This is a genomic window from Paraburkholderia nemoris (genome assembly GCF_905221015.1).
Lineage (GTDB): Bacteria > Pseudomonadota > Gammaproteobacteria > Burkholderiales > Burkholderiaceae > Paraburkholderia > Paraburkholderia nemoris.
This window is the reverse complement of the sequence record NZ_CAJNBO010000034.1, coordinates 1-22,687: the sequence shown is the minus strand read 5'-3', so window position 1 is coordinate 22,687 and position 22,687 is coordinate 1. Positions and strand designations below refer to the sequence as shown.

General features: G+C 59.5%; 17 protein-coding genes and 4 pseudogenes. 14 read left to right on the top strand and 7 right to left on the bottom strand.

Annotated features, from left to right (window positions below; all coding sequences use genetic code 11):
* Positions 1-15: 15 nt before the first annotated feature.
* The gene (locus KHO33_RS35545) at positions 16-474 is read left to right on the top strand and encodes a DNA circularization N-terminal domain-containing protein (protein WP_200568045.1); all 459 of its coding nucleotides are present in this window, start codon (positions 16-18) and stop codon (positions 472-474) included.
* On the opposite strand, the gene KHO33_RS35540 is transcribed toward KHO33_RS35545, so the two are convergent.
* Complete coding sequence (locus tag KHO33_RS35540) at positions 471-854, bottom strand: hypothetical protein (protein ID WP_200568044.1); 384 nt, start codon at positions 852-854, stop codon at positions 471-473. The two genes, KHO33_RS35545 and KHO33_RS35540, sit on opposite strands and share 4 nt — an antisense overlap.
* Before the next feature lie 4 nt (positions 855-858).
* Between KHO33_RS35540 and KHO33_RS35535 the strand changes: the two genes are divergently transcribed.
* Complete coding sequence (locus KHO33_RS35535; protein ID WP_200568043.1) at positions 859-1,326, top strand: hypothetical protein; 468 nt, start codon at positions 859-861, stop codon at positions 1,324-1,326.
* Between the two features lie 14 nt (positions 1,327-1,340).
* Here the strand turns inward: KHO33_RS35535 and KHO33_RS35530 are convergent, their stop codons facing one another.
* Positions 1,341-1,799, bottom strand: coding sequence for a response regulator (locus KHO33_RS35530; RefSeq protein ID WP_200568042.1), 459 nt, complete (start codon positions 1,797-1,799; stop codon positions 1,341-1,343).
* Between the two features lie 501 nt (positions 1,800-2,300).
* On the opposite strand from KHO33_RS35530, the gene KHO33_RS35525 reads away from it, so the two are divergent.
* The 3 genes from KHO33_RS35525 to KHO33_RS42350 all read left to right on the top strand — a co-directional run bounded on the left by KHO33_RS35525 (position 2,301) and on the right by KHO33_RS42350 (position 4,275).
* Positions 2,301-3,398 carry a phage baseplate assembly protein gene (locus tag KHO33_RS35525; RefSeq protein WP_200568041.1) on the top strand — a complete coding sequence of 366 codons (1,098 nt, stop codon included), beginning with the start codon at positions 2,301-2,303 and terminating at the stop codon, positions 3,396-3,398.
* 37 nt (positions 3,399-3,435) lie between these two features.
* Positions 3,436-3,687, top strand: a complete 252-nt coding sequence (locus KHO33_RS35520; RefSeq protein ID WP_200568040.1) for a hypothetical protein — start codon at positions 3,436-3,438, stop codon at positions 3,685-3,687.
* A gap of 171 nt (positions 3,688-3,858) precedes the next feature.
* On the top strand, positions 3,859-4,275 hold the full coding sequence (locus KHO33_RS42350; RefSeq protein ID WP_236074770.1) for a hypothetical protein: 417 nt from the start codon (positions 3,859-3,861) through the stop codon (positions 4,273-4,275).
* A gap of 239 nt (positions 4,276-4,514) precedes the next feature.
* Here KHO33_RS42350 and KHO33_RS35510 read toward each other — a convergent pair whose 3' ends face one another.
* On the bottom strand, positions 4,515-7,961 hold the full coding sequence (locus tag KHO33_RS35510) for a hybrid sensor histidine kinase/response regulator (protein WP_200568520.1): 3,447 nt from the start codon (positions 7,959-7,961) through the stop codon (positions 4,515-4,517).
* A gap of 777 nt (positions 7,962-8,738) precedes the next feature.
* Between KHO33_RS35510 and KHO33_RS35505 the strand changes: the two genes are divergently transcribed.
* The gene (locus tag KHO33_RS35505) at positions 8,739-9,407 is read left to right on the top strand and encodes a response regulator transcription factor (RefSeq protein ID WP_200568519.1); all 669 of its coding nucleotides are present in this window, start codon (positions 8,739-8,741) and stop codon (positions 9,405-9,407) included.
* A 329-nt stretch (positions 9,408-9,736) separates the two neighbouring features.
* On the opposite strand, the gene KHO33_RS42345 is transcribed toward KHO33_RS35505, so the two are convergent.
* From KHO33_RS42345 to nhaA, 3 genes are all read right to left on the bottom strand, one after another.
* Positions 9,737-10,480 (bottom strand): transposase, encoded by a 744-nt coding sequence (locus KHO33_RS42345; protein ID WP_236074769.1) that lies wholly within the window; start codon positions 10,478-10,480, stop codon positions 9,737-9,739.
* A gap of 288 nt (positions 10,481-10,768) precedes the next feature.
* Entirely contained in the window at positions 10,769-11,176 is a 408-nt protein-coding gene (locus tag KHO33_RS42340) for a YadA C-terminal domain-containing protein (RefSeq protein ID WP_236074766.1), read from the bottom strand.
* Between the two features lie 27 nt (positions 11,177-11,203).
* Positions 11,204-12,442, bottom strand: a complete 1,239-nt coding sequence (gene nhaA, locus KHO33_RS35485) for a Na+/H+ antiporter NhaA (RefSeq protein ID WP_200568436.1) — start codon at positions 12,440-12,442, stop codon at positions 11,204-11,206.
* A gap of 473 nt (positions 12,443-12,915) precedes the next feature.
* On the opposite strand from nhaA, the pseudogene KHO33_RS42330 reads away from it, so the two are divergent.
* From KHO33_RS42330 to nuoN, 5 genes and pseudogenes are all read left to right on the top strand, one after another.
* Positions 12,916-13,014: pseudogene (locus tag KHO33_RS42330) on the top strand (3-hydroxybutyrate dehydrogenase); the annotation flags it as partial.
* A gap of 161 nt (positions 13,015-13,175) precedes the next feature.
* Positions 13,176-13,274 (top strand): annotated as a pseudogene (locus KHO33_RS35475) (transposase family protein); the annotation flags it as partial.
* Between the two features lie 107 nt (positions 13,275-13,381).
* Positions 13,382-14,464 (top strand): patatin-like phospholipase family protein, encoded by a 1,083-nt coding sequence (locus tag KHO33_RS35470; protein ID WP_200568437.1) that lies wholly within the window; start codon positions 13,382-13,384, stop codon positions 14,462-14,464.
* Positions 14,465-14,683: 219 nt separating this feature from the next.
* Positions 14,684-16,093, top strand: a complete 1,410-nt coding sequence (locus KHO33_RS35465) for a GntP family permease (protein WP_200568438.1) — start codon at positions 14,684-14,686, stop codon at positions 16,091-16,093.
* A 106-nt stretch (positions 16,094-16,199) separates the two neighbouring features.
* Positions 16,200-17,669, top strand: coding sequence for an NADH-quinone oxidoreductase subunit NuoN (gene nuoN, locus KHO33_RS35460; protein ID WP_200568439.1), 1,470 nt, complete (start codon positions 16,200-16,202; stop codon positions 17,667-17,669).
* Between the two features lie 349 nt (positions 17,670-18,018).
* Here nuoN and KHO33_RS35455 read toward each other — a convergent pair.
* A pseudogene (locus KHO33_RS35455) lies at positions 18,019-19,101 on the bottom strand (IS630 family transposase).
* A 219-nt stretch (positions 19,102-19,320) separates the two neighbouring features.
* On the opposite strand from KHO33_RS35455, the gene cydP reads away from it, so the two are divergent.
* The 3 genes and pseudogenes from cydP to cydB all read left to right on the top strand — a co-directional run bounded on the left by cydP (position 19,321) and on the right by cydB (position 22,081).
* Positions 19,321-19,629, top strand: a complete 309-nt coding sequence (cydP, locus tag KHO33_RS35450; RefSeq protein ID WP_200568440.1) for a cytochrome oxidase putative small subunit CydP — start codon at positions 19,321-19,323, stop codon at positions 19,627-19,629.
* The gene (locus KHO33_RS35445) at positions 19,596-20,912 is read left to right on the top strand and encodes a cytochrome ubiquinol oxidase subunit I (protein WP_200568443.1); all 1,317 of its coding nucleotides are present in this window, start codon (positions 19,596-19,598) and stop codon (positions 20,910-20,912) included. Before cydP ends, KHO33_RS35445 begins: the two co-directional genes overlap by 34 nt.
* A gap of 54 nt (positions 20,913-20,966) precedes the next feature.
* Positions 20,967-22,081: pseudogene (cydB, locus tag KHO33_RS35440) on the top strand (cytochrome d ubiquinol oxidase subunit II).
* The last annotated feature ends 606 nt before the right edge of the window (positions 22,082-22,687 follow it).

The following is a 22,687-nucleotide window of genomic DNA, read 5'->3' as shown; positions in this document are numbered from 1 at the left end:
CCCGATGGAAACCGTATGAGCACGGTTCCCACGACTGGTTCGGGCGGGATTAACCGGCCGTTTTTCAGCCAGCTACAGCCCGTGTCGTGGCGCGGTGTGCAGTTCGCCGTGAATGGCGCGACGCTGAGGGCCGGACGCCGTAACGCGGTGCATGAGTATCCGTATCGCGATGACATGTGGGTCGAAGACCTGGGACGCGCGGACCGGCGCATTTCCATAACTGGCTTTCTGGTCCAGGATGCGGCCTATGGTGGCGGTGACGTGATCGCGCAGCGCGCCGCGATGATCGGCGCGTGCGAAACCCCGAACGACTATGACGGCGAACTGGTTCACCCGTCACTCGGCCGCCTGACGGTCTCGCCGATCGACTTCGAGTGCGAGAAACGCTCAGAGCGCGGACGTGTCTTTGAACTGCGCTTTTCGTTTCTCGAAGGCGGCGCGCAGCAGTTCCCGACACTCGTAATCGCTACCTAGGCGCAAACCGGTCTGTCGGCGCTCGCCTCGTTCGCGGCGGCGGCGCAGGACTTTTTTAACGGCATCACGGCACTGACGACCACGCCCGCCATCGTTGGTGAGATTGAACGCACTGCGCAGAACTTCGCGACCGAAGCGCAGGCGATCACGCAGCGGGCGACGAGTCTGGTCGCGATGGTCGCGACGCTGCCCGGTGAGTTTGGGCGCGTTGTCGGCCAGTTCACTGCGGGCGTGATGCAGACTGCGACGACCATCGAGGGGCTGATTGGCGCGGGCGCGCAGGCAAGAGAATCGGTTGCCGCAGGCAGTACCGGCTTACTTGCGGCGGCGTCTGCGTCAAACTGGTCTGGGATGTCAGACGCGGCGTAATCGCTGGTCACCGCCGTGCAATCGCTGCTCGCGTTGCAGAACAGTATCGCCACTCAGGCGCGGGCCACCGCTGCGCTCGCAGCGGCCAACACGCTGACGACACCGCTATACCGGCGCAATGCGGTGATTGCGCTCGCGCGAAGCACGGCAAGCTATGCGCTCACCTCCTATGACGATGCGCAGAACCTGCCCGCCACCGTGTGCGATGCGCTTGATACCGAGATCGTCAATGCGGGCGACGCTGGCGATGATGCGACGTATAACGCGCTGCATGCACTTGAGGTCGCGGTGGTTCAGGACATTACTGCGTGCGGCGCGACGGCAGCGGCGATGCAGACCGTGAATACGCCCGGACCGATGCCGCTTATCGTGCTGGCGCAACGGCTGTATCAGGACGTGAGCCGGTACGACACGCTGCTGCAACAGGCCGCCCCGGTTCACCCGGCATTTGCGCCGGTCAGTTTCAGGGCGTCCGTGGGCTGAGGGTTCAGAATGGGTCAGAACTGACCGGGCAGCAGATGAAAATGCTCGTTGAGCATGTCGGCCAGCCTCCATGCCTGACACGGCCTGCGGCATAAGCCGTCGAAACCGACGCGCCGGAGTTCGCCAGGTGACAGCTCGCGCCAGTTGCTGGTCAGGGCAACAATCAGAACGCTACGGAATGCCGGATTGACCGCTGCGTCCCGGATGAAGCGGAAGTTGCTGCGCCGGCCAAGACGTGTATCCATGAGTAACGCACTGGGCCACCAGTGCCCGAACATCAGTTCCACGGTCTCCATATCCGGTATGGCAATCGCGTGAAACTCATTCAGACGCAGCAGCAGCGCAAGCAATTCGCCGAGGGCGATATCCGCGTGCGCAACGACCACGCTGCGGAATTCGCGCGCGCTCATCATGCGTTTCGAATTCCACAGCGCGAACTGGCATTCGTCGTCGTGAGGCGGCCGATGTGTCATGGCACCACGGGATTTCCTTTAGCCTGTTCGGGCTGAATCGCGCGCCCGGACCCACAGGCCGCGCCGTGGTCATCCCTATGGCCCGGCACAGTTCCGGCAACTGTGTCACATCGATGAACGGGTGCCACGGCTCAATCGTAGTATGTAACGGTCGGTTTTCGTCGATTGAATCCTGGCGCGTTCGGACATAAAACGACTCAGGTGGCGGATGAAAACAGGCCGTGTTGCATTTTGGCAACGCTGTTGCCGGCAACCTAAAAAACCCACGTGGCAACAATCCGGGCATGTAAGATAAGGCTACCGTGGCTGCCCCTCGGCACGGCGTGTGTATTCGGGCCGCAGAGAAATCTGCGGCTTTTTTATGCCTTCGCCAGCGCAGACCCTGCCTCAAGTTGCCCGCCTTAGCTTGGCAGCAAACAGCGGGTTGCCCCTCGGTAAGTAGCCCATCCGCGATATTCAGGATGAGCAGCCGCTACCCCTGTTCATCCAGCACCGACAGACGTGAGCGACGACGTAACACTGACCGCGCATGGTTCGACCATCGGCGGATGGATAAGCGTGCACATCACGCGTGGCACGGAGCGCATTCCGGCTGACTTCGATGTCTCGATGACCGAGCGCTTTCCGAACACCTCCAACGTGATCGTCACCGAGGGCGACCCGTGCACTGTTTCAATCGGTGCGGATGTGGTGATTACCGGCTACGTGGACCGGGTGTCCGAATCGGTCGATGCGACCAATCACACACACGCGATTTCGGGGCGCGGCAAGTGTGAAGACCTGGTGGACTGTTCCGCGCAGTTCGATTCGTTCCAGTTCATGAACACCACCACTGCCGACATTGCTGCGCAGCTCGCGCAACCGTTCGGCATCCACTTGAAGGCGCTCAGCGCCGGCATGCTGCACCCGCAGGTATGCCTGAACGTCGGCGAATCACCGTACGCGGTGATTGACCGGCTCTGCAAGCTCGCGCAGGTGTTGTGCTATGAGGATGCCAACGGCGATCTGGTCATTGGCCCGCTCTCGACGCACGAGGCCGCAGGCGGCTTCCAGATGGGCGTCAATGTCGAGCACGCCAGCTATACCCGCGACCTCTCTCAGCGCTTCAGCGAGTACCGCGTGTTTCTGGTCGGTACCGGCATTTTTACGGATGCTGGGCAGCAGCCATTCGCCGAACACGTCGTCCCTGACTCCACGATGCCACGTTTTCGTCCGAAGGCGTTTATCGCGCAGAACGGCGACGCGGGCGCGGTCGTGTCGAACGCCCACGCACTATGGGAATGCAACCGGCGCATCGGGCGCGGCAATGTGGTCACGGTCACAACAAGTTCATGGCGTGATAGCGACGGCGCGCGCTATGCGCCCAATACACTCGCCGCATTGTCACTGTCGCAACTGAAGGTGAGCGACGGCGCGAAATGGACCATTGGCGAGGTGACGTGGCGGCGCGATATGGGAAGCGGCGCCGCGTGCGAACTTACTCTCATGCCGCCTGAAACCTTCCAGCCTGCACCAATCCTGTATCTCAACTGGCTGCAGGTTTTTTCGACACCTGAAATTGGCTGGCAGCCTTTGTGGGCCTGGCTCTTGCCTCCATGATCAAATTCGCTCGACTCCCGATCCTTTGGGAGTCGAGATGGCGAAAAACCAGCTGCGGCATGGGATTCCAGTGGAACTAACCGACGCGCTGTTCGACGAATTTGTCTTGCCTCTTCTCACACGTGGGCGTCGTGGACCGGTGCCCAGGATTGCCCTTGTGCAAGATATTCAACTACATCTGAAGGTGCTCTATCTGGGCTGCCAATGCAAAGCGCTGCCGATCGACAAGGACCCGGCTGGTCTGCCTGAAATCCACCCCACCAGTCTCTACCGCATCTTCCGGCGCTGAACGGCCGATGGCTGTCTGGACGCCATACTGCCCGGTTCGGTATGCCAACTTCACGAAGATCAACTTCTCGATACGTCTGTCGTTCACCGCGACGGCACGACAACCGCAGCGAAAAAAGGTGGCGACAACCTCGGCTTCCGCGGCCACAAACACATCAAGGGCGACAAGGCTGTGGTTTTCTGCGATCGCAACTGCAACGTGATCGCGCCGTTCGTTTCGGCACCCGGCAACCGCAATGAGTCACCGCTGCTACGCGAGGCGTTGCCCCGGTTCACGCAGACCGCCCGCGCGATTGGCCTGGTGGGCGGCGCCATCGTCAGCCTGGATGGCGTCTACGACTGCCGGGCCAACCGCAAGGCCATCTTCAATCGGGGCATGACGCCCAACATTAACCCCAACCCGCGTGGCCGGAAGACCCCGAAGCGAGGTCGCAAGCCGCTGTTCGATCCAGTCATTTTCGACGAACGCTTCAGCACCATCGAGCGCGTCTTCGCTTGGGAAGACAAGTTCCGGCGCCTGCTGCTCAGGTTCGAGCGCATCAGCGCTGGTGCACTACGCATTCAAGATGCTCGCCTACACGACGATTAACCGGCGGCACTACTGCCGCAACTGACGATATCGTCGATGATCAGGTCTTCCCCCGGCGCTGCGCACCGCGATTGCGCTCGTCCGCACCATGCCGAATTAATTCGGCTACCATCATAAATGATCACGAGTCTCTCCATTTCCGGCCTCGTTCACCCAGTGGCTCCGCCCATCGACTGCACTATTGCCGGACACAATCGAAACCTGCAACCAGTTGCTAGAACAAAGCATGTTATGCCGTCTCATTGTTCAACCAGTATCAGTGCGGCAGCCTCAAACCGGATAAACTGGGGAGCTGATTCCCCCAGCCCGTTGCTCCTGACCTGCGACTCAATGTCCTTGCATTGCTGCGCAAGCAATGTTTGCCCAAATACACCAAGAGCACCATGCAGCGAATGTAGTTGGGCGAGCACGGTCGCCACATCACCACTCTCATACGCAACGTGGATCGCCTTAAGCGAAGCCGTGCATGACTCTGTAAAGATACTACGTAGATGCTGGGGAATTGGCCTGCTCCCAAGCACCGATAGGGGCTCATTCTCGGGTCTGGTCAAACTCGCGCGCGCTGCATCTGCGACATTGGCCAGCACGTCATACAGTTCCCCTAGTGAGAGAGGCTTGAGCAGCACTCGATTCATTCCCGCTTTTGCGCAGCGGGCGTGTTCCTCAATAGTGGCGTAGGCAGTGACCGCCATGATCGGCAGAGACGGCCATCTCGCACGGACCGCTGTCGCCAGTTCAAAGCCGCTCATTTCTGGCATGTTGAGGTCGGTGAGCAGGACATCCCAACGGCCTTCAGTTAGCGCGTCCATTGCATCCTTCCCGCACCCAACGACAAGGGATCTGCAACCAAGCATCGCGAGTTGTTCAGTAAAGAGTTGCTGGTTGACGATGTTGTCCTCGCACACAAGCACACGTAGCTCGTTTGGCACGATCAGTCGTGCACCCTCTGAGTCAGCCGCATGGGCCGCTGCCTGCGGGCTCGCAGTAGTTTCAGGATCTTCGTCCCGTAACACCTTACGTAGTGCCATTTCAAGGCCCTTTAGCGAATAACACGAGACACTCGTGATCCGCCCCGTGCGAACCGGTAGCGCGGGACCGTCGAAATGGCAGTCAATAACGCTTGCAGCGTCTTCGACGAGGTGGTTTTCTTGCGACGGGTCCCATGCGTCATGCTCGCCGCAGATGATAAGCACGCAGGCTGCGCGTAGACTGTCATCCGCGATCCCCGCCGGATGCCTGAAGACGGTAACCTGCAGGCCCCACGCCTCAAGATGCGGGACGGCAAACTCGCGCCATTCGTCCATGGCAGACAGGAAAATCACGGACTCACCGGAAAAAACGGCCGGCTCGCGCGCCGCAATACGCATGGCGCCGGAAGACAACCGTACCGTGAAGCAGCTTCCGGCTCCTGGCTCGCTTGTTACGGAAATCGCCCCCCCCATCGCGGTTGCAAGCCGGTGAGACAGCGCGAGTCCGAGGCCGGATCCGCCGAAGCGCCTGTTAATTGACGCATCGGCCTGAGAGAACGCCCTGAATAGCTTTCGCTGCTGCTCGGGCGACATCCCGATTCCAGTGTCCTCGACCGTGATGAAAACGGTGTCATCTCCGTCCGCGACCGACGCTATCGAGAGCCGTAACGTCACCTTGCCCGCCTGCGTGAACTTGATTGCATTGCTGAGCATGTTGTTTACAATCTGTCCAACGCGAATCGGGTCACCCCACATCGGCGCGGCACTCGCCATGTTGAATACCCCATACAACTGCAAGCCCTTCGTTCGTGCGACCGGTGCGAAGAGCATCAATGCACGCTCGGCGAGGCCAATAACATCGAATTCGATCTGTTCGAAAGACATCTCCCCGGCCTCGATCTTCGAGAAATCCAGAATGTCGCCAATGGTTGCCAGCAACCCATCGGATGATGTGCGGATCGTCTCCAGCCGGCCCATTTGCACGACATTGAGTGGTGAATGGGCAAGCAGTTCCAGATTGCCGAGAATCGCATTGAGCGGCGTACGGATCTCATGGCTCATCGTCGCGAGAAAGGCGGATTTTGCCCGGTTTGCTTCATCGGCAGCTATCCGGGCTTCCTCGCGCTTGCGCTCAATATCCTTGCGCGCGGTGATATCCGAAAAACTGCACAGTAGTGCCTCTGCTTCATGGTATTTTGTTCTGACTGCGTTGATGAGCAGATCGACCTTTCCACTGCCCACGACTTCAAATACCATTTCGCTATCCGCTAGGGTTGCATCGCCAGATGCTTGCTGCCGGTAGGCAGCAAGCATCTGGCGATGCAACGGCGGTGCGGCAACACGAGCCATCGCAGCGTAGCGCTCCATCATCGCGTTTTGCAATAGCACTTCCTCGCTGACCAGCGACACCAGGCTCACGCCAAACGGCGAAGTCATCATAATCGCCCGGTTCAGATTCTCGCTCTCGAATACCCGACGGGATCGCGAGTAGACAGGCACAAACACCTTTCGATTGAACAGCAGCAGCAATATCCAAAGGGTGCCAAGCATGAGCAGCGTGGTGGCGATATAGCGCAAAAGGGTGGGCCACAATGCGATCGCGATGGTGCGCCACGAGTAGGAGTAAACAAGTGCCCAGTCCGTATCCGACACGCGGTCACTGACGGAGAACACCCCGTCCCGGTAGCTGTCGTCGAGCCGAACGAACCCTCGTTGCCATGACTTTGAAGCAAGTGACTCACGCATCAGGGCATCGCCGTCGATCGAAGCTCGCGTCAGGTCCTTGCTCAGGAGAACCCTTCCGGCTCGATCGACGAGCATGATAGTCGCATCGCCTGGCCCCTGCTCAAACCGGGCCATCAGTATGTCTACCGGAAAATCCGCTGCGAAGATGATGAAGGGCTTGTTGTTCTTGAATCCTGGTTCGACCATCTTGAATACCCTTTCGCCGGTCAGAGGATCGACCGCCGCAGGTTGAAGGGCTATATGCCGCGTGGCATCCCATCTGGCAGCAGTGGCGACGTTGGAAAGATCGCCGATGTCAAATGCAAGGTAACGGATGAGACCGGTGACATCATGCGTGCCAGTCGACCTGAATACAGCGTCCCCCCCCCCTTTCGGCGCAGGCACGATTGCGATGAAGCGGTAGTCGGGACTGTACGCATAACCCGTCGCAGGGCGACTGAGCGTGTGTGTGCCCGCGATCGCCGTGTACGCCTGTTGCTCGACCAAGCCGAGGTATTCGGCCGGCGGAGGTGAGGATTGCGGTGCGGACATCTGCCCCATCGCCAGTATTGGGCGGAAATTCGGGTTCGCCTGGACGATCACCCGGCCATTGGCAGCCTCAAACGCTTTCAGCAAAGAACCCGTTGGTGCTGGATGCCCACTCCATAGCAGTTCGGCGTTATTTACGGCGCGGCGAAGTTCCGCCTCTTTGCTATCGATCTCGAGTTGCACCAAGGATTTGTGAACCATGAACACGGAGCGCCGCTCGGCAATGTAATCCTTTACTGTTCCGTACAAGACAAGACTGGTCGCAAACACAATCACGATTGAAAGCGCAATGCCGCCGCCGAACAGCAGTACGCGCTGATAGCGCCCCAGTAGGCTCAGATCACCCGATTCCTGCCCGATCACAGAAACACTCTTGTTGGATTGGGCGGGTGGGCCCGGTACACTTTCTTGCGTCATGTGGGGAATCGCAAAATTTGAAACCATCAATCTACGGAGAGGGGCGATTGGCGTGACCTTTCCTCCTGCGCATACCTCCATGGAACCCAGCTTCCGGTGACTTGCTGCGAGCCCCTGGAGCTAGCGTCATTCTTACGTTTTACGGCACGCTTCACTTATTGAGATGAGGTTCGCGCAGTGCCGGCGTTGCGGTCGCTCCAAGCCTCGATTCGTCAACTAACCCATTCTGCTCGCCCAAAGTTTGGACCCCGGACCAACATTATCGGTTGCACATCCAATGAAGGCCTACTTGACGTGTCCGTATCGCAGTTCAGGGCAACGCGTGTCGGGTCGACAACATCGTTGCCTCTTTTCCCCGGCACTACTATCACTGCGACCAACCGGCCCGCCCGCAGATCGGCGACGTTCCGTCGAGGCGAACTATTGAAATCAGCTCTATCGGCACCTGCGCCGAAAATTTGGCGACCGGTCGAAAAATGGCCCACCACGGTGGAAAGTGGCACGACATGACGCATCGCAGCATTCCATTGAGTGAATCACTCGTTGGCCGACGAACCACCGGTCAGCGAGGTTGCCTGCAAGCGCCCAGATCGAGTGCCAAATTATCAGGTGAATTGCGGCAGCGGGGGAAAAGATCAGACCCAAAAAGGTTACCTGACGCACATATTCAGACCTATCCTAGTATTGTTTTCTTATATTAGGACTGATCTGATTATCGGTTATCCGGAATTGTCATACATTTCTCTCTGTTGCACCGCTACCAGACTGCGGCCTGGCACCCAAGGACTCAAATCCGTAGCCGACATGAAAATCAGACTAATACTAGCAGACGATCACCCTGCGGTGATCGCCGGAATCAGGCACACACTAGCAGGAATCTCTACTGTGGATGTAGTGGGCACCGCACGCAATTCAACCGAGCTCGCCGAGCTTCTATCGCAAGTGCCATGTGATGTCCTCATTACCGACTATGCGATGCCAGGTGGCGAATACGGCGACGGATTGGCGCTCCTGTCGTTTCTGCGGCGCCGATATCCCGAGTTGGAGATCATCGTCTTCACAACGATTGACAATCCGGCCGTGGTGCACGAGATCGCTAAACTCGGAGTTAAGTCGGTACTTAGCAAAGTCGATGACATGAAGCATCTGATTTTTGCCATTCACACCGTCCATTCGGGGGCAGCTTACTTTTCCTCAGGCACAATGACGCAGCACGACCTTCTCCAGATCGGCCGAGCAGACAGCAAACGCGTGCAGGAGTTGTCCAAGCGTGAAGCAGAAGTGGTTCGTCTGTATGCGTCGGGGCAGTCAATCAACGAGATAGCCGGACAATTGCACCGCAGTAAGAAGACCGTTAGCGCACAGAAGATGAGTGCAATGCGCAAGCTCGGTATCCAGCGCGACGCCGATCTGTTTCGCTTCGCCTACGAAGTTGGGCTCACCGTCTCAACTGATGCACGGCCCGATGCATGAGGCTCCTGCCGAAAAAATGGTGTTCCAGGAGGTCGAGGTAAACCTCGACTGAAAAGGAAACATAAGAATGTTGAAGGTACCGAACAAGCGGTACACGCCGGCTCAAATGCTTACGATCCGGCGCCGTCTTGACTATCTAGCAACTGGTTGCAGGTTTCGATTGTGTCCGGCAATAGTGCAGTCGATGGGCGGAGCCACTGGGTGAACGAGGCCGGAAATGGAGAGACTCGTGATCATTTATGATGGTAGCCGAATTAATTCGGCATGGTGCGGACGAGCGCAATCGCGGCGCGCAGCGCCGGGGGAAGACCTGATCATCGACGATATCGTCAGTGGCGGCAGTAGTGCCGCAGGTTGATCATCGTGTAGGCGAGCATCTTGAATGCGTAGTGCACCAGACTGATGCGCTCGAACCTGAGCAGCAGGCGCCGGAACTTGTCTTCCCAAGCGAAGACGCGCTCGATGGTGCTGAAGCGTTCGTCGAAAATGACTGGATCGAACAGCGGCTTGCGACCTCGCTTCGGGGTCTTCCGGCCACGCGGGTTGGGGTTAATGTTGGGCGTCATGCCCCGATTGAAGATGGCCTTGCGGTTGGCCCGGCAGTCGTAGACGCCATCCAGGCTGACGATGGCGCCGCCCACCAGGCCAATCGCGCGGGCGGTCTGCGTGAGCCGGGGCAACGCCTCGCGTAGCAGCGGTGACTCATTGCGGTTGCCGGGTGCCGAAACGAACGGCGCGATCACGTTGCAGTTGCGATCGCAGAAAACCACAGCCTTGTCGCCCTTGATGTGTTTGTGGCCGCGGAAGCCGAGGTTGTCGCCACCTTTTTTCGCTGCGGTTGTCGTGCCGTCGCGGTGAACGACAGACGTATCGAGAAGTTGATCTTCGTGAAGTTGGCATACCGAACCGGGCAGTATGGCGTCCAGACAGCCATCGGCCGTCCAGCGCCGGAAGATGCGGTAGAGAATGGCGGGGTGGATTTCAGGCAGACCAGCCGGGTCCTTGTCGATCGGCAGCGCTTTCCATTGGCAGCCCAGATAGAGCACCTTCAGATGTAGTTGAAGATCTTGCACAAGGGCAATCTGGGCACCGGTCCACGACGCCCACGTGTAAGAAGAGGCAAGACAAATTAGTCGAACAGCGCATCGGTTAGTTCCACTGGAATCCCATGCCGCAGTTGGTTTTTCGCCATCTCGACTCCCAAAGGATCGGGAGTCGAGCGAATTTGATCATGGAGGCAAGAGCCAGGTCCACAAAGGCTGCCAGCCAATTTCAGGTGTCGAAAAAACCTGCAGCCAGTTGCGTGAAATATCAACTTCCGACAGACCATAAGTGCATAGATTATCTGTCGCGACCAGTTACTAGAACTCATAACCGACCTGAGCGCGCACGCCTCCATCGCCACTCAACGCGACAGACACGGCACCGTTAATAAGCCACTTGCCGTTCTGCGAGCGGTATGTTGCTCCCGCAGCCGCAGCACTGCCGCCCTTATAGTTCGCAGCACCCGCTGAGACAATCGTGCGGCCAAGGGTGCCGATGGTGGCAAAGAAAGAGAGCATAAGCGGCGCTTGAAGCGCTGTATCGAAACGCACGTCGATTTTTAAGGTACTGCTTATCGCAAAAACCAGCAGCGCGACAAGCAGGCCGCCGACCACCGGTTCGGGGATGGTGTAAGTTCGCAGTACGCGTACCCGGGCAAGGATCTGCCGCCCGAGCAGAAGAATCAGGGAAGCAGCCATCAGCGTTTCCAGCGTGTCGAGGTTCACGATGCCCTTCTCCGCCTCAGAAGTCGATTAGTTAGCCACGCCCGACGGGGCAGTCCTGGAATGAGCCGACGCAAACCTGAGAAACAGATAACCGGTAACGCCCGATAGCGTTGAGCCCGCGATCACGCCCAACCGGAGGGGCGTGAAATATTCGGGGCCTTCGAAAGCGAGGGAGCCGATGAACAGACTCATGGTGAAGCCGACACCACACAATGCGGCGACGCCAACCAGTTGACGCCAGTTGGAGCCCTCAGGAAGCCTGGCCAGACCGAGCCGAACCAGCACGGCGCTCGCCCCGCAGACGCCGACGAGCTTCCCGACGAAAAGACCTACGGCGATGCCGAGCGGTAGCGGCTCTGCCAGCGCTGTGAGCGTCACGCCAGCGAACGAGACGCCGGCGTTGGCAAAAGCAAAGATCGGCAATACGGCGAAGGCCACCCAGGGGTGGAGGCTATGTTCAAGCTGGTGCAGCGGAGCGTGGCCTTGCGCGTCCGTCGTCTTCAACGGCACCGCGAAAGCGATCGCAACGCCTGCGAGCGTTGCGTGAACGCCGGACTTCAGAACGAATACCCACAGGATCACGCCGACAATAACGTAAGGTGCGATGCGCGTGATTTTCAGAAGGTTCAAGGCAATCAGCACCGCAACCGCCCCGAGCGCGAAAAGAAGCATTGTGATCGAAAGGTCGGCGGTATAAAACAGCGCGATGATGACGATTGCGCCCAGGTCGTCAGCAATCGCCACTGCAGTCAGAAATATTTTCAGCGACACCGGCACGCGGTCGCCGAGCAGCGAAAGAATGCCGAGTGCAAATGCAATGTCAGTGGCCGTGGGAATGGCCCAGCCATTCAGGGCCGCGCCATTTCCACGGTTGATAAGGAAATAGATGAGTGCGGGCACTACCATTCCGCCCACGCCGGCGACGACAGGCAGCACGATCTGTGCGGGAGTCGATAGTTCACCTTCAAGAACCTCACGCTTGACCTCCAGTCCGACCAGGAGGAAAAAAATAGCCATCAAACCGTCGTTGATCCACAGTAGAAGCGGCTTCGCAACGATTAACGATCCAAAGCGCACCTCCACGGGGATCTTCAGCAGATCGTCGTAAGCGTGTCGGAGCGGTGAATTGCTGAAGATCAGCGCGAGTACTGCTGCGGCCATGAGCAGCAATCCGCCCGCCGATTCCATTTTCAGGAAGGTGGAGATTCCGTCGGTCGTCTTGCGAAGCGCGTTGTCGATCACGATGCCCGTCCGTTGTCTGCACATCAACTCTTGAAGGTCTCAGCCGGCGCCAGGGATCGTACCGGCGCAGTCACGAGTATCTGACGCTGGTCGCCGACATGCAGGCGCGGCGGGTCGTGTTCGTCACGCCCGGGCGCGACGCGAAGACGATTAAGGGCTTTGCGGCACATTTGAGCCATTGTTCGCTTTGTCTTGCAGTTTATCTACCCCGCACACGTCAAGGGTCCGTTTCGCCGGGCCCGCGCCCGCCCTTGACGCCTCACGCCACCCACTCGGAATTCGAAAGAGGCAAAATGACATGACGATATGAAAGACATTCCCGCCTCGAATTCTTCCCGGTCCATGTAAATAGTGGAGTTTGCGGCCCGTTAAAACAATTGGACTTTGGTCCAACAGTCGCTTCGCAGCCGCTTCACGCCGCGACCGCGCCATGTTCTGGGCGCCGGACCGATCGCCGTACGCACCTGATTAAAATTTTGATCCTGACCATGTGCTCGCGAGTGAGGGCGCTGGGCATTTCGGGGCCCGACGTCAGCAAGGACGTGATGCTCAAGGAGACCGTCGATGGTGAGTTCACGACGGTACAGGATCGGGCAATGCGCTCTTGCCGGGTTCGACCGGCATTGAGGATGGGTGTCAATGGCCGCGCTCGTGCACTATCATCATGTGAGAGGTTTCGTCAATTGCCACCGTGGTCACGCCCGACAGGTTCAACGACGCGAGCGCGAGTTCCACATACCACGAACAGATGGCAGTCGGCCAACTCGACGGCTTCACGTTGCTGTTCGAAGCGCTGGTGCTGATGCTGGCGCAGCAGATGCCGTTTGCCGCGGGGGCACGCATTGTCAATCTGTCGTGGCGTACCGAGCCGTCCGGCAAGCGCACGTGCGGCACCTGTAGTTGACAGGCAACTGGTGGCTCAGCTTCCGCAATGTTCGGATCAAGACCAATAAGGTGAAGACAATGGTCACGCAACATCACGACGACCCTAAGGCCTCTGTCGAGAATCACGATCCTCTGTCGATCGATCTTGCCTTGCAGGGTGGCGGTGCTCACGGTGCCTTTACGTGGGGCGTGCTTGAGCGGGTGCTCGAAATACCCTGGCTGAAGATTGAAAGCATCACTGGTACCTCTGCCGGAGCGATGAACGCTGTTGTGCTGGTGCATGGATATACGCTGGACGGGACAGAAGGTGCAAAGGCGGCCCTTGAGCAGTTCTGGCGACGGGTGAGCGATGCGGCGCGGTACAGCCCATTCCAGCGGACGCCCGTTGACGTGATGATGGGCAACTGGTCGCTCGATAATTCTCCTGGCTATATCTTCTTCGATCTCGTCAGTCGCCTGTTTTCCCCTTATCAAACCAACCCGACGAACTTCGATCCGCTGCGGACCATTCTGGAGGAGAGCATCGATTTCGAAAGGTTGAAGCAATCGCCGATCAAGCTGTTCGTCACCGCCACCAATGTCCGCACGGGTCTGCCGCGCGTTTTCCGTAATGCGAATATAAGCGTCGAGGCAGTTCTCGCTTCGGCATGCCTGCCATTGGTACATCAGGCAGTCGAGATAGACGGCGACCCCTACTGGGATGGCGGCTTTTCCGGCAATCCGTTGCTAACGCCGATTATTCGCGAAAGCAAGGCGCGCGATATTCTGCTTGTCCAGATCAATCCGATTGAGCGGCCCGGCGTGCCCAAAACGGCGTCGGAGATTCTTAATCGGCTGAACGAGATTTCATTCAATTCAAGCCTCAAGAAGGAGTTGCGTGGCATTGCCATGTTCCAGCGTTTGTTTGTCGACGAAGGTCCGGGGCACGCAGCGTGGGCGGAACAATGGGCTGACGCGCGCGTTCACCGAATCGCAAGCCCACGCATGGTCGAACTCGGCGTGTCATCCAAGCTCAACGCAGAGTGGGAGTTTCTCGGCATGTTGCGAGAAGAAGGGCGCAAATGTATGGATCTCTTCCTAAGGGATCATGCGGCAGATCTTGGCAATCGATCGACTTTTGATCTTGACTCCCTACTCGATACGGTTCTTGAGCAGGTATGAAACGGTCGGATTTGCGGTTGGTCCCCTCGCGTGCGTGGCACCGCTTTGAATCTCGATGAACTGTTTGTGACGCCGTGCAGCGAAACGTGGCGGCTGCCGACCAACGGCCGTCGATCGGGGTACGTAGAGGGGGGCTGACCTGGATGGTAATGGGTTCGCCCTCGGTGCTAGCATGCCTCCCACCATTCAACGTGACAGAGCCCTCGCTGGAGTACGACTATGGGCGCAGTGGCACTCACTCCTCTCGCGCTCGGCCTCGGACTGACCGGCATGCTTGTCAGTCTCGGCCTGCCGATCTGGCTTGCGTATCGCGGCTGGAGCGTGTTGCTGCTCGCGCCGCTTGGCGCGATGCTGGCGGCGGGCATCTCCGGCGAGCCGGTCCTCGCGCATTGGACGCAGACCTTCATGGCTAGCGCGGCGCGTTCTGTCGGGCAGTTCTTTCCGCTGTTCCTGCTTGGCGCACTATTCGGCAAGCTGATGGAGGATAGCGGTTCAGTCCAGGCCATCGCGAGTTTTATGACGCAGCGGCTAGGCGCACGCCGCGCGATGCTGGCAGTAGTGATCGGCGGTGCGCTCGTTACCTACGGTGGCGTCAGTCTATTTGTTGCCTTTTATGTACTGGCGCCGATGGCGCAGGCGCTGTTTCAGGAAGCAAACATTCCGCGCCGGTTGATGCCTCCAGCCATAGCGCTCGGTACGTCGACCTTCACGATGTCGGCGTTGCCGGGTACACCGGCGATCCAGAATGCGATTCCGATACCGTTCTTGGGCACGACGCCGTTCGCCGCACCCGGGCTCGGGGTGATCGCAAGCCTCGTGATGGCCGGATTCGGACTCTGGTGGCTGGACAGACAGGAAGCTCGGGCACGCGCTCTCGGCGAAGGCTTTACAACCCAGGCGGCTGAACACCCCATGCCGGAAATTGGGGCTGCGCACGACGCTGGCCTCGTGGGTGAGCGTGCGACTGTCTCGCAGAGCTTTGATCCGGTGGAGATCGACCATGGCCACGTCTCCCCGATCATACCGTCGTTCGGTATCGCCATTGCTCCGCTGGTGATCGTCGTGGGCGTGAATTTCATCATGAACGTCGTCGTATTGCCGCGGCTCGACGCGTCTTATCTGGCTGAAGTCCGTTGGGGAGCGACGTCGCTCGGAGCTGTCGGTGGGGTGTGGGGCGTTTGCGTTGCACTCGGGGTGGCCATCGTTACACTCGTATTGCTGAAACAGGCGAGGCTCACTGCGCTGCCTGCGTTCGCGCTCGTCCGCGAATGGGTACTTGGCATCGGCAGCGGCCCGCTGGTGTCGCTAGCGGTAGCGACTAACCTGTTGGCTGCACTGACAGGTTCGGCGTCCGGCGGTATGACGATCGCGCTCGATGCGCTCGGCAGCACGTACCTGCAACTGGCTGCCCAGCATCACATTGATCCGGCGTTGCTGCATCGTGTGGCGGTGATTTCTTCCGGTACGCTGGACAGCCTGCCGCACAACGGCGCGGTCGTCACGCTGTTCGCGGTGTGTGGCTCGACACATCGCGAAAGCTATCGCGACATTGTGATGGTGGGTATTGTTGGCGCGCTCCTTGCGCTCGTTATAGTGATCGCAATCGGGTCGGTCGCGGGATCGTTCTAGGTTGAGGTTGTGTGCACCGATATGTGTCAATCTCGATCGGCCGACTTCTCCTCGATCAATTCGCAGGCCGCTTAACTCACCTGATTTCATAAGGGCCATAAAGATCATGCAAGACGCACATGTGCTGTTGCCCGACGCGCTGGTAGTGCTCGCGATCGCGATCGCCTCCCGGGTGGGAGACTTCTGCTCCGAAGCAACGAACCGGCGTCTTGCTTACCTCATCGCGCTCCTGTCGTCGACCGCGGCGGGCGTGTGGTTCGCGATCCAGTCATTCGATTCGCACCAGTACTATTTCTTCTCGCGGATGATCGTGATCGATTCATTCGCCAGCGTGATGAAAGCGGTCGTGTCGCTTGGCTTCGCTGCCTCGCTCGTGTATTCGCGTAGATATCTCGAAGATCGCGACCTGTTTCGCGATCACGTGTTCCTGCTCGGCATGTTCTCGCTGCTCGGCCAGCTGATCATGATCTCGGGCAACCACTTCCTGATGCTGTACCTCGGACTCGAGTTGATGTCGCTGTCGCTGTACGCAATGGTCGCGGTGCGGCGCGACGTCGCGCAATCGAGCGAAGCGGCGATGAAGTACTACGTGCTTGGCGCACTGGCTACGGGTTTCCTGCTGTACGGTATCTCGATGCTCTACGGCGCGACGGGCTCGCTCGAACTCAACGAGGTACTGAAGGCGGTTGCTTCGGGCCGCATCAACGATGCCGTGCTGCTGTTTGGCGTGGTTTTCATCGTCGCAGGCGTTGCATTCAAGATGGGCGCGGCGCCGTTCCATATGTGGGTGCCGGACGTCTATCAGGGTGCGCCGACCGCGATGACGCTCTTCGTCGGCGGCGGTCCGAAGGTCGCGGCGTTCGCGTGGGGCCTGCGCTTCCTCGTGATGGGGCTGCTGCCGCTCGCCGTTGACTGGCAGGAGATGCTCGTGCTTCTCGCGGCGCTATCGATGATCGTCGGCAACATCACGGGTATCGTCCAGCGCAACATCAAGCGGATGCTGGCTTACTCGGCGATTTCGAACATGGGCTTCGTGCTGCTCGGTCTGCTGGCGGGCGTTGTCGACGGCAAGGCCGGTGGCGCGGCCAGCGCGTACGGTTCGGCGATGTTCTACAGCATCGTGTATCTGGTTACGACGACAGGTACATTCGGCGTGATCATGCTGCTCGCACGCCGCGATTTCGAAGCCGAAACGCTCGACGACTTCAAGGGTCTCAACCAGCGCAGCCCGGTCTTCGCGTTCGTGATGATGGCGATGATGTTCTCGCTCGCGGGCATTCCGCCGACGGTCGGCTTCTACGCGAAGCTCGCCGTGCTCGAAGCGACGGTAAACGCAGGTCTGACGTGGCTCGCGGTGCTGGCCGTGATGACGTCGCTGGTCGGCGCGTTCTACTACCTGCGCATCGTCAAGTTGATGTACTTCGACGCGCCGCAGGACACGACGCCGATCTCGGCCGGCGCCTGCAACCGCACGCTGCTTGCGCTGAACGGCGTGGCCGTGCTGGTGCTCGGCATCGTTCCGGGTCCGCTGATGACGGCCTGCCTGCAGGCTATCTCGCACACACTGCCGCTGTAATGTCGGCAGCAGGCTAGTACAACATCCCTCAAATAGGTTTAGTAATTGTCTGGCTGCAAATAAGGCTGCAGGAGCGTGACAACCAGTTGGGCCATTTCGGCGAGCGAACCTGAGCCAGGTAGGGGTTCCCATCGCCCGCTATGGCTTCGAAAGGCCGCACCATAAAGATTGCGGCTGAGTTCACTCAGGCGTGCCACAACGGTCGGCTCCTGATTGTCCAGACGCTTGATCAGCAGATGACGCCCGTAAGCCTGCGTGACGACCTGGTCGTGGCCCAACAATTCGCGCAGCTAACGCTGCAGTTCGCTTGCATGATGTTCGCGGGTAAGGCAGGCATGACAGCTCCGGTTCAGGACGCGCCAGTTTGTAACGGGTAGCCCCGGAAAGTCCATCTGAAGGGACGTGCCGTCTGGTTGCGATCGCGGATGAACTGCTCTGTACGCTCGCGAAGATGCGCCGTGCTGGTGTGGCTGGCGTGACGCAGCACACGGCGCGTATAGAGCCCAAACCACAGTTCGATCTGGTTCACCCAGCTCGCGTGCAAAGGGGTGAAATGGAAATGAAACCGTCCATCGTGCCGCGCATTGAATGCCTGCCACACGGCCTAGGCGCGATGCGTGTTCAGATTATCCCTGATCACATGCACTTGCTTGCCCGGATACGCGGTTGCCACACTGTCCATGAAAGTCACCAGGTCGTCCTGGGTACGCCGGTCGCGGCAGCTTCCCAGTAGCCGTCCGGTATGAACATCCAGCGCGGCAATCAGCGACTGGGTACCGTGACGGATATATTCAAATTCCCGGCGGCACAACCGTCCGGCTGCCGGGGCGCGCCCTGGATGCTTGCGCTCGATGGCCTGGATGCCGGCCTTCTCGTCAATACTCAATACCACCGCATTCTTCGGCGCCTTGCGGTACAGCTTGCAGATCACGTTGACCTTCTCGCGAAAGGCCAGATCCGGACTATGCAGCCACTGTTGCACCCGATGCGGGCGAACGTCGCCAGCCTGCAGGATGCGCTACACATGGCTGCGACTGATCTGTTCGACGATCCCTCGCTCGACTGCACGCGTCACAATCTCATCGAGCGTCGGCGTGGCCCGACCTTGCGCTTCCTGCACTTCACACGCCAGTGCGATCAGCTGCAGCCGCGTCTCCTGCGTGATACGCGACGGACGACCACTGCGCTCTCCCTCCCGAATCCCCTGCGCGCCTTGCCGCGCAATGCGCTGGCGCCACTGGCTGACGGTCTGCACGGACACGCCCAGTTCCTGTGAGATCACCGCACTCGTGTAGCCCTCGTGAGCCATTAACGCGATGCGCGCCCGTGTCACATCGCGCTGTGCGGCCGTCGTGCGTCGGATCAGCGACTGCAGCTCCTGTCTTTCCTTCCTGGCCAGCTTCACTGGCGTTGCGTGGCGTCCTCGACTCATACCGCCAGGATAAACCATGCAATTAATTATTAAAAGTAATTGCGGGATGTTGTACTAGTTTATCGTGCTGTTGGCGCGCGTCGGCGCCAACGTGCCGTTCCTGAATCAGCGGCTCTTCAGTGAAGTGAACCCCGTGCGCTGAGCAGGAAGCCATGCGGGTGGAGTGCTAACGACAATACCGTCCCTAAACAATCATGACCACCACACTCATCAATAAAAATGCGCCGCAAAAAGCGCGTCCGCCCACGCCCCGGACGCGGCATCAAGGTGCGCATTGCCGCTTGGGTGCATGGCCCGACGCTCGCGCGCGACATCACCGTCGTGCTCGCGATCAAGCTGGTGCTCCTGATGGCGCTCAAATACGCTTTCTTCAACCACCCGCAGGCAGAGCACATGTCGATGTCTCCAGCCGCAGTTGCACAGGCGCTGCTCGCCGTGCCGGGGCCCCACCCGTCCCAAGGAGATCAACATGCTCAGCATGTGAAGTCGTCGACCTGTCGCGACTGCAGTTCGCCGTCACGGCGCTAAATCACTTTCTGTTTCTACCGCTGACGCTCGGCCTTTCGTGGCTTCTCGTCATCATGGAAGCGGTCTACGTGATGACTGGCAAGCAGGTCTACAAAGACATGACCCAGTTCTGGGGCAAGCTCTTCGGGATCAACTTCGCGATGGGCGTGGCCACCGGCCTCACGCTCGAATTCCAGTTCGGCACTAACTGGTCGTACTACTCGCACTACGTCGGCGATATCTTCGGCGTGCCGCTCGCCGTCGAAGGGCTGATGGCCTTCTTCCTCGAGTCAACCATCTTCGGCCTGTTCTTCTTCGGGTGGAACCGGCTGTCGAGGGTCCAGCACTTGATCGTCACGTTTCTCGTGGCGCTCGGCTCCAATCTGTCGGCGCTGTGGATTCTCGTCGCCAACGGCTGGATGAACAATCCGGTCGGCACCGAGCTCAACTACGAAGCGATGCGCATGGAGCTCACGAGCTTCTTCCAGGTCGTGTTCAATCCGGTCGCGCAGATGAAGTTCGTGCACACGGTGTCGGCGGGCTATGTGACGGCGTCGATGTTCGTGCTCGGCATCTCGTCGTGGTATTTGCTCAAGAAGCGCGACACCCAGTTCGCGCTGCGCTCGTTCGCGATCGCCGCGGGCTTCGGCCTGGCATCGACGCGGTCCGTGATCGTGCTCGGCGACGAATCCGGCTACAACACCGGTGAAGTGCAGAAGATCCAGGAAGGCGACACGACCGACGCCACGCGCGCGACTTTCGCCAAGTACAAGGACGACCTCGGCTTCGGCCTGATGCTCAAGCAATTCACGGCGAAAGTGACCGACGCGACCCCGGATCAGATCCAAGCGGCGGCGAAGAAGAAGATTGCGCCTGTCGCGCCGGTATTCTTCTCGTTCCGCATCATGGTCGCCTTGGGAATCCTGTTCCTCGCGGCGTTCGTCGCGGCGTTCCGGTTCTGCGCTCGGCGCACGCTCCTGCAGGAAAACAAGCTCTGGTTCCTGCGCTGGGCCGTGTGGGCAATTCCGCTCCCGTGGATCGTCGCCGAATTCGGCTGGGTCGTGGCTGAGCTCGGCCGCCAGCCGTGGGCGATCGCCGGTATCCTGCCGACCCGCCTTTCCGCCGGAGACTTGTATCTGAGCGTCGCCGGCTTCGTGGTGTTCTATAAGGCGCTCTTCATCGTGGAGATCACGCTGATGTTCAAGTACGCGCGCCTCGGCCCGTCGTCGCTGCATACGGGGCGCTATCACCACGAACTCGGCGAGCGGGATCGCGCCGCCCTCTCGGGCCGCAAGACTACCTGACGAGACATGCTCAGACACGCGAACCCGCGACTCTAACCAAGGGAAAGAATCATTATGGATTACGCAACCCTCAAGCTGATCTGGTGGGTGCTGATCGGCGTGCTGCTGATCGGCTTCGCGCTCACCCACGGTTTCGACATGGGCGCCGCGATATTGCTGCCCTTCATCGGCAAGACCGACGAGGAGCGCCGCATCGTCGTGAATACGGTCGGCGCCACCTGGGAAGGCAACCAGGTGTGGCTCGTCACCGCCGGCGGCGCGATGTTCGCCGCCTGGCCGCTCGTCTACGCGGCGTCGTTCTCGGGCTTTTACTTCGCGATGCTGCTCGTGCTGTTTTCGCCGTTCCTCCGGCCAGTCGGCTTCGCCTATCGCAGCAAGCGCGCCGATCCGCGCTGGCGCAGCGCATGGGACTGGGCGGTCTTCGTCGGTGGCTTCGTGCCCGCGCTCGTGTTCGGCAATCTGCTCGAAGGCGTGCCGTTCTCGTTCGATAACGACTTGCGGGTGACGTATCACGGCAGCTTCTTCTCGCTGCTCAATCCGTTCGCGGTGCTGTGCGGGCTCGTGTGCGTCGCGATGCTGGCCGCGCACGGAGCGGCGTTCGTAAAAATGAAGACCGATGGCGTGATCGCGCGGTGTGCGTCGATCGCACTGCGCAGCGCTTAGCTCCCCGCAGTCGTGTTCTTCGTGATCGCCGGCGTGCTGGTGGCGACGCTCATCGGCGGCTATCAGATCACGAATCCGGCGCGGTCGCGAACCCGCTGTTCAAGACCGCCGAAGCTGGTGCTGGCATGTGGCTCGCGAACTACTCGCACTATCCGTGGATGATCGCGGCGCCGGTCGTCGGCATCGTGGGCGGCCTGTTCGCGCTCGTCCTCGCCGGCTCGCGCCCCGAGAAGACCGCGTTCATCTCGACCGGGCCCATGATCGCAGGCGTGATCCTGACCGCGGGCTTCTCGATGTTCCCGTTTATCATGCCGTCGTCGTTCGATCCGAAGAGCAGCCTCACGGTGTGGGATTCGAAGTCGAGCCGTCTGACACTCGGAATCATGCTCGGTGCGCTCATCGTATTCCTGCCGATCGTGCTGCTCTATACCGGCTGGGTGTATCGCGTGATGCGCGGCAAAGTCACGCACAAGGCGATCGAGCAGAACAAGCATACGATGTATTGATGTGGTCCTTCAGAATTGGTCGAGGGTAAGCGTGACAAGGGGTTGCCGGAGGAGCGTATTTTCAGAGCGCCCGGAAACAATATCGATCTGAGTGGCTTTCTGGGTGTTGAGAACCTTGCCAACGAGCACGCCCGCTTTCTTTTGCAGCCGCCTGGACGCCATGACCGACCTACGCCACCCGTTGGCTGTGCTGGCCGACCGCATGCCCTGGGCGCGAGTGGACGACCCAGATGCAACAACTCATTATCGGTCGCAGGCTGACTGGCGTCAGTGCCTTTTAACAGATATACCCAAGAGGGTACTTATATGCGTATTCAGGACAAGGTCATCGTTATTACCGGAGGCGCTTCCTGACTCGGCTTCGCAACCGCGCTACATGCTCGACAAGGGCGCGCGCGTTGCCGTTTTCGATCTGAATGCCGCATACGCAGTCGCGCTGGTCATCGCCATCACCATCGGTGTGGCATGCTCGTCGGCGCTACCTGCTTCTGAATCCTAGATGCTATGTGGGAGGGCAGCGACAGAAAGCCCGACTGGAGTAAAACGGGAGTTGCACACTCGTTTTCTCCGAAGGAGCACGCAAATGGATACGCCTGACACAGCCCT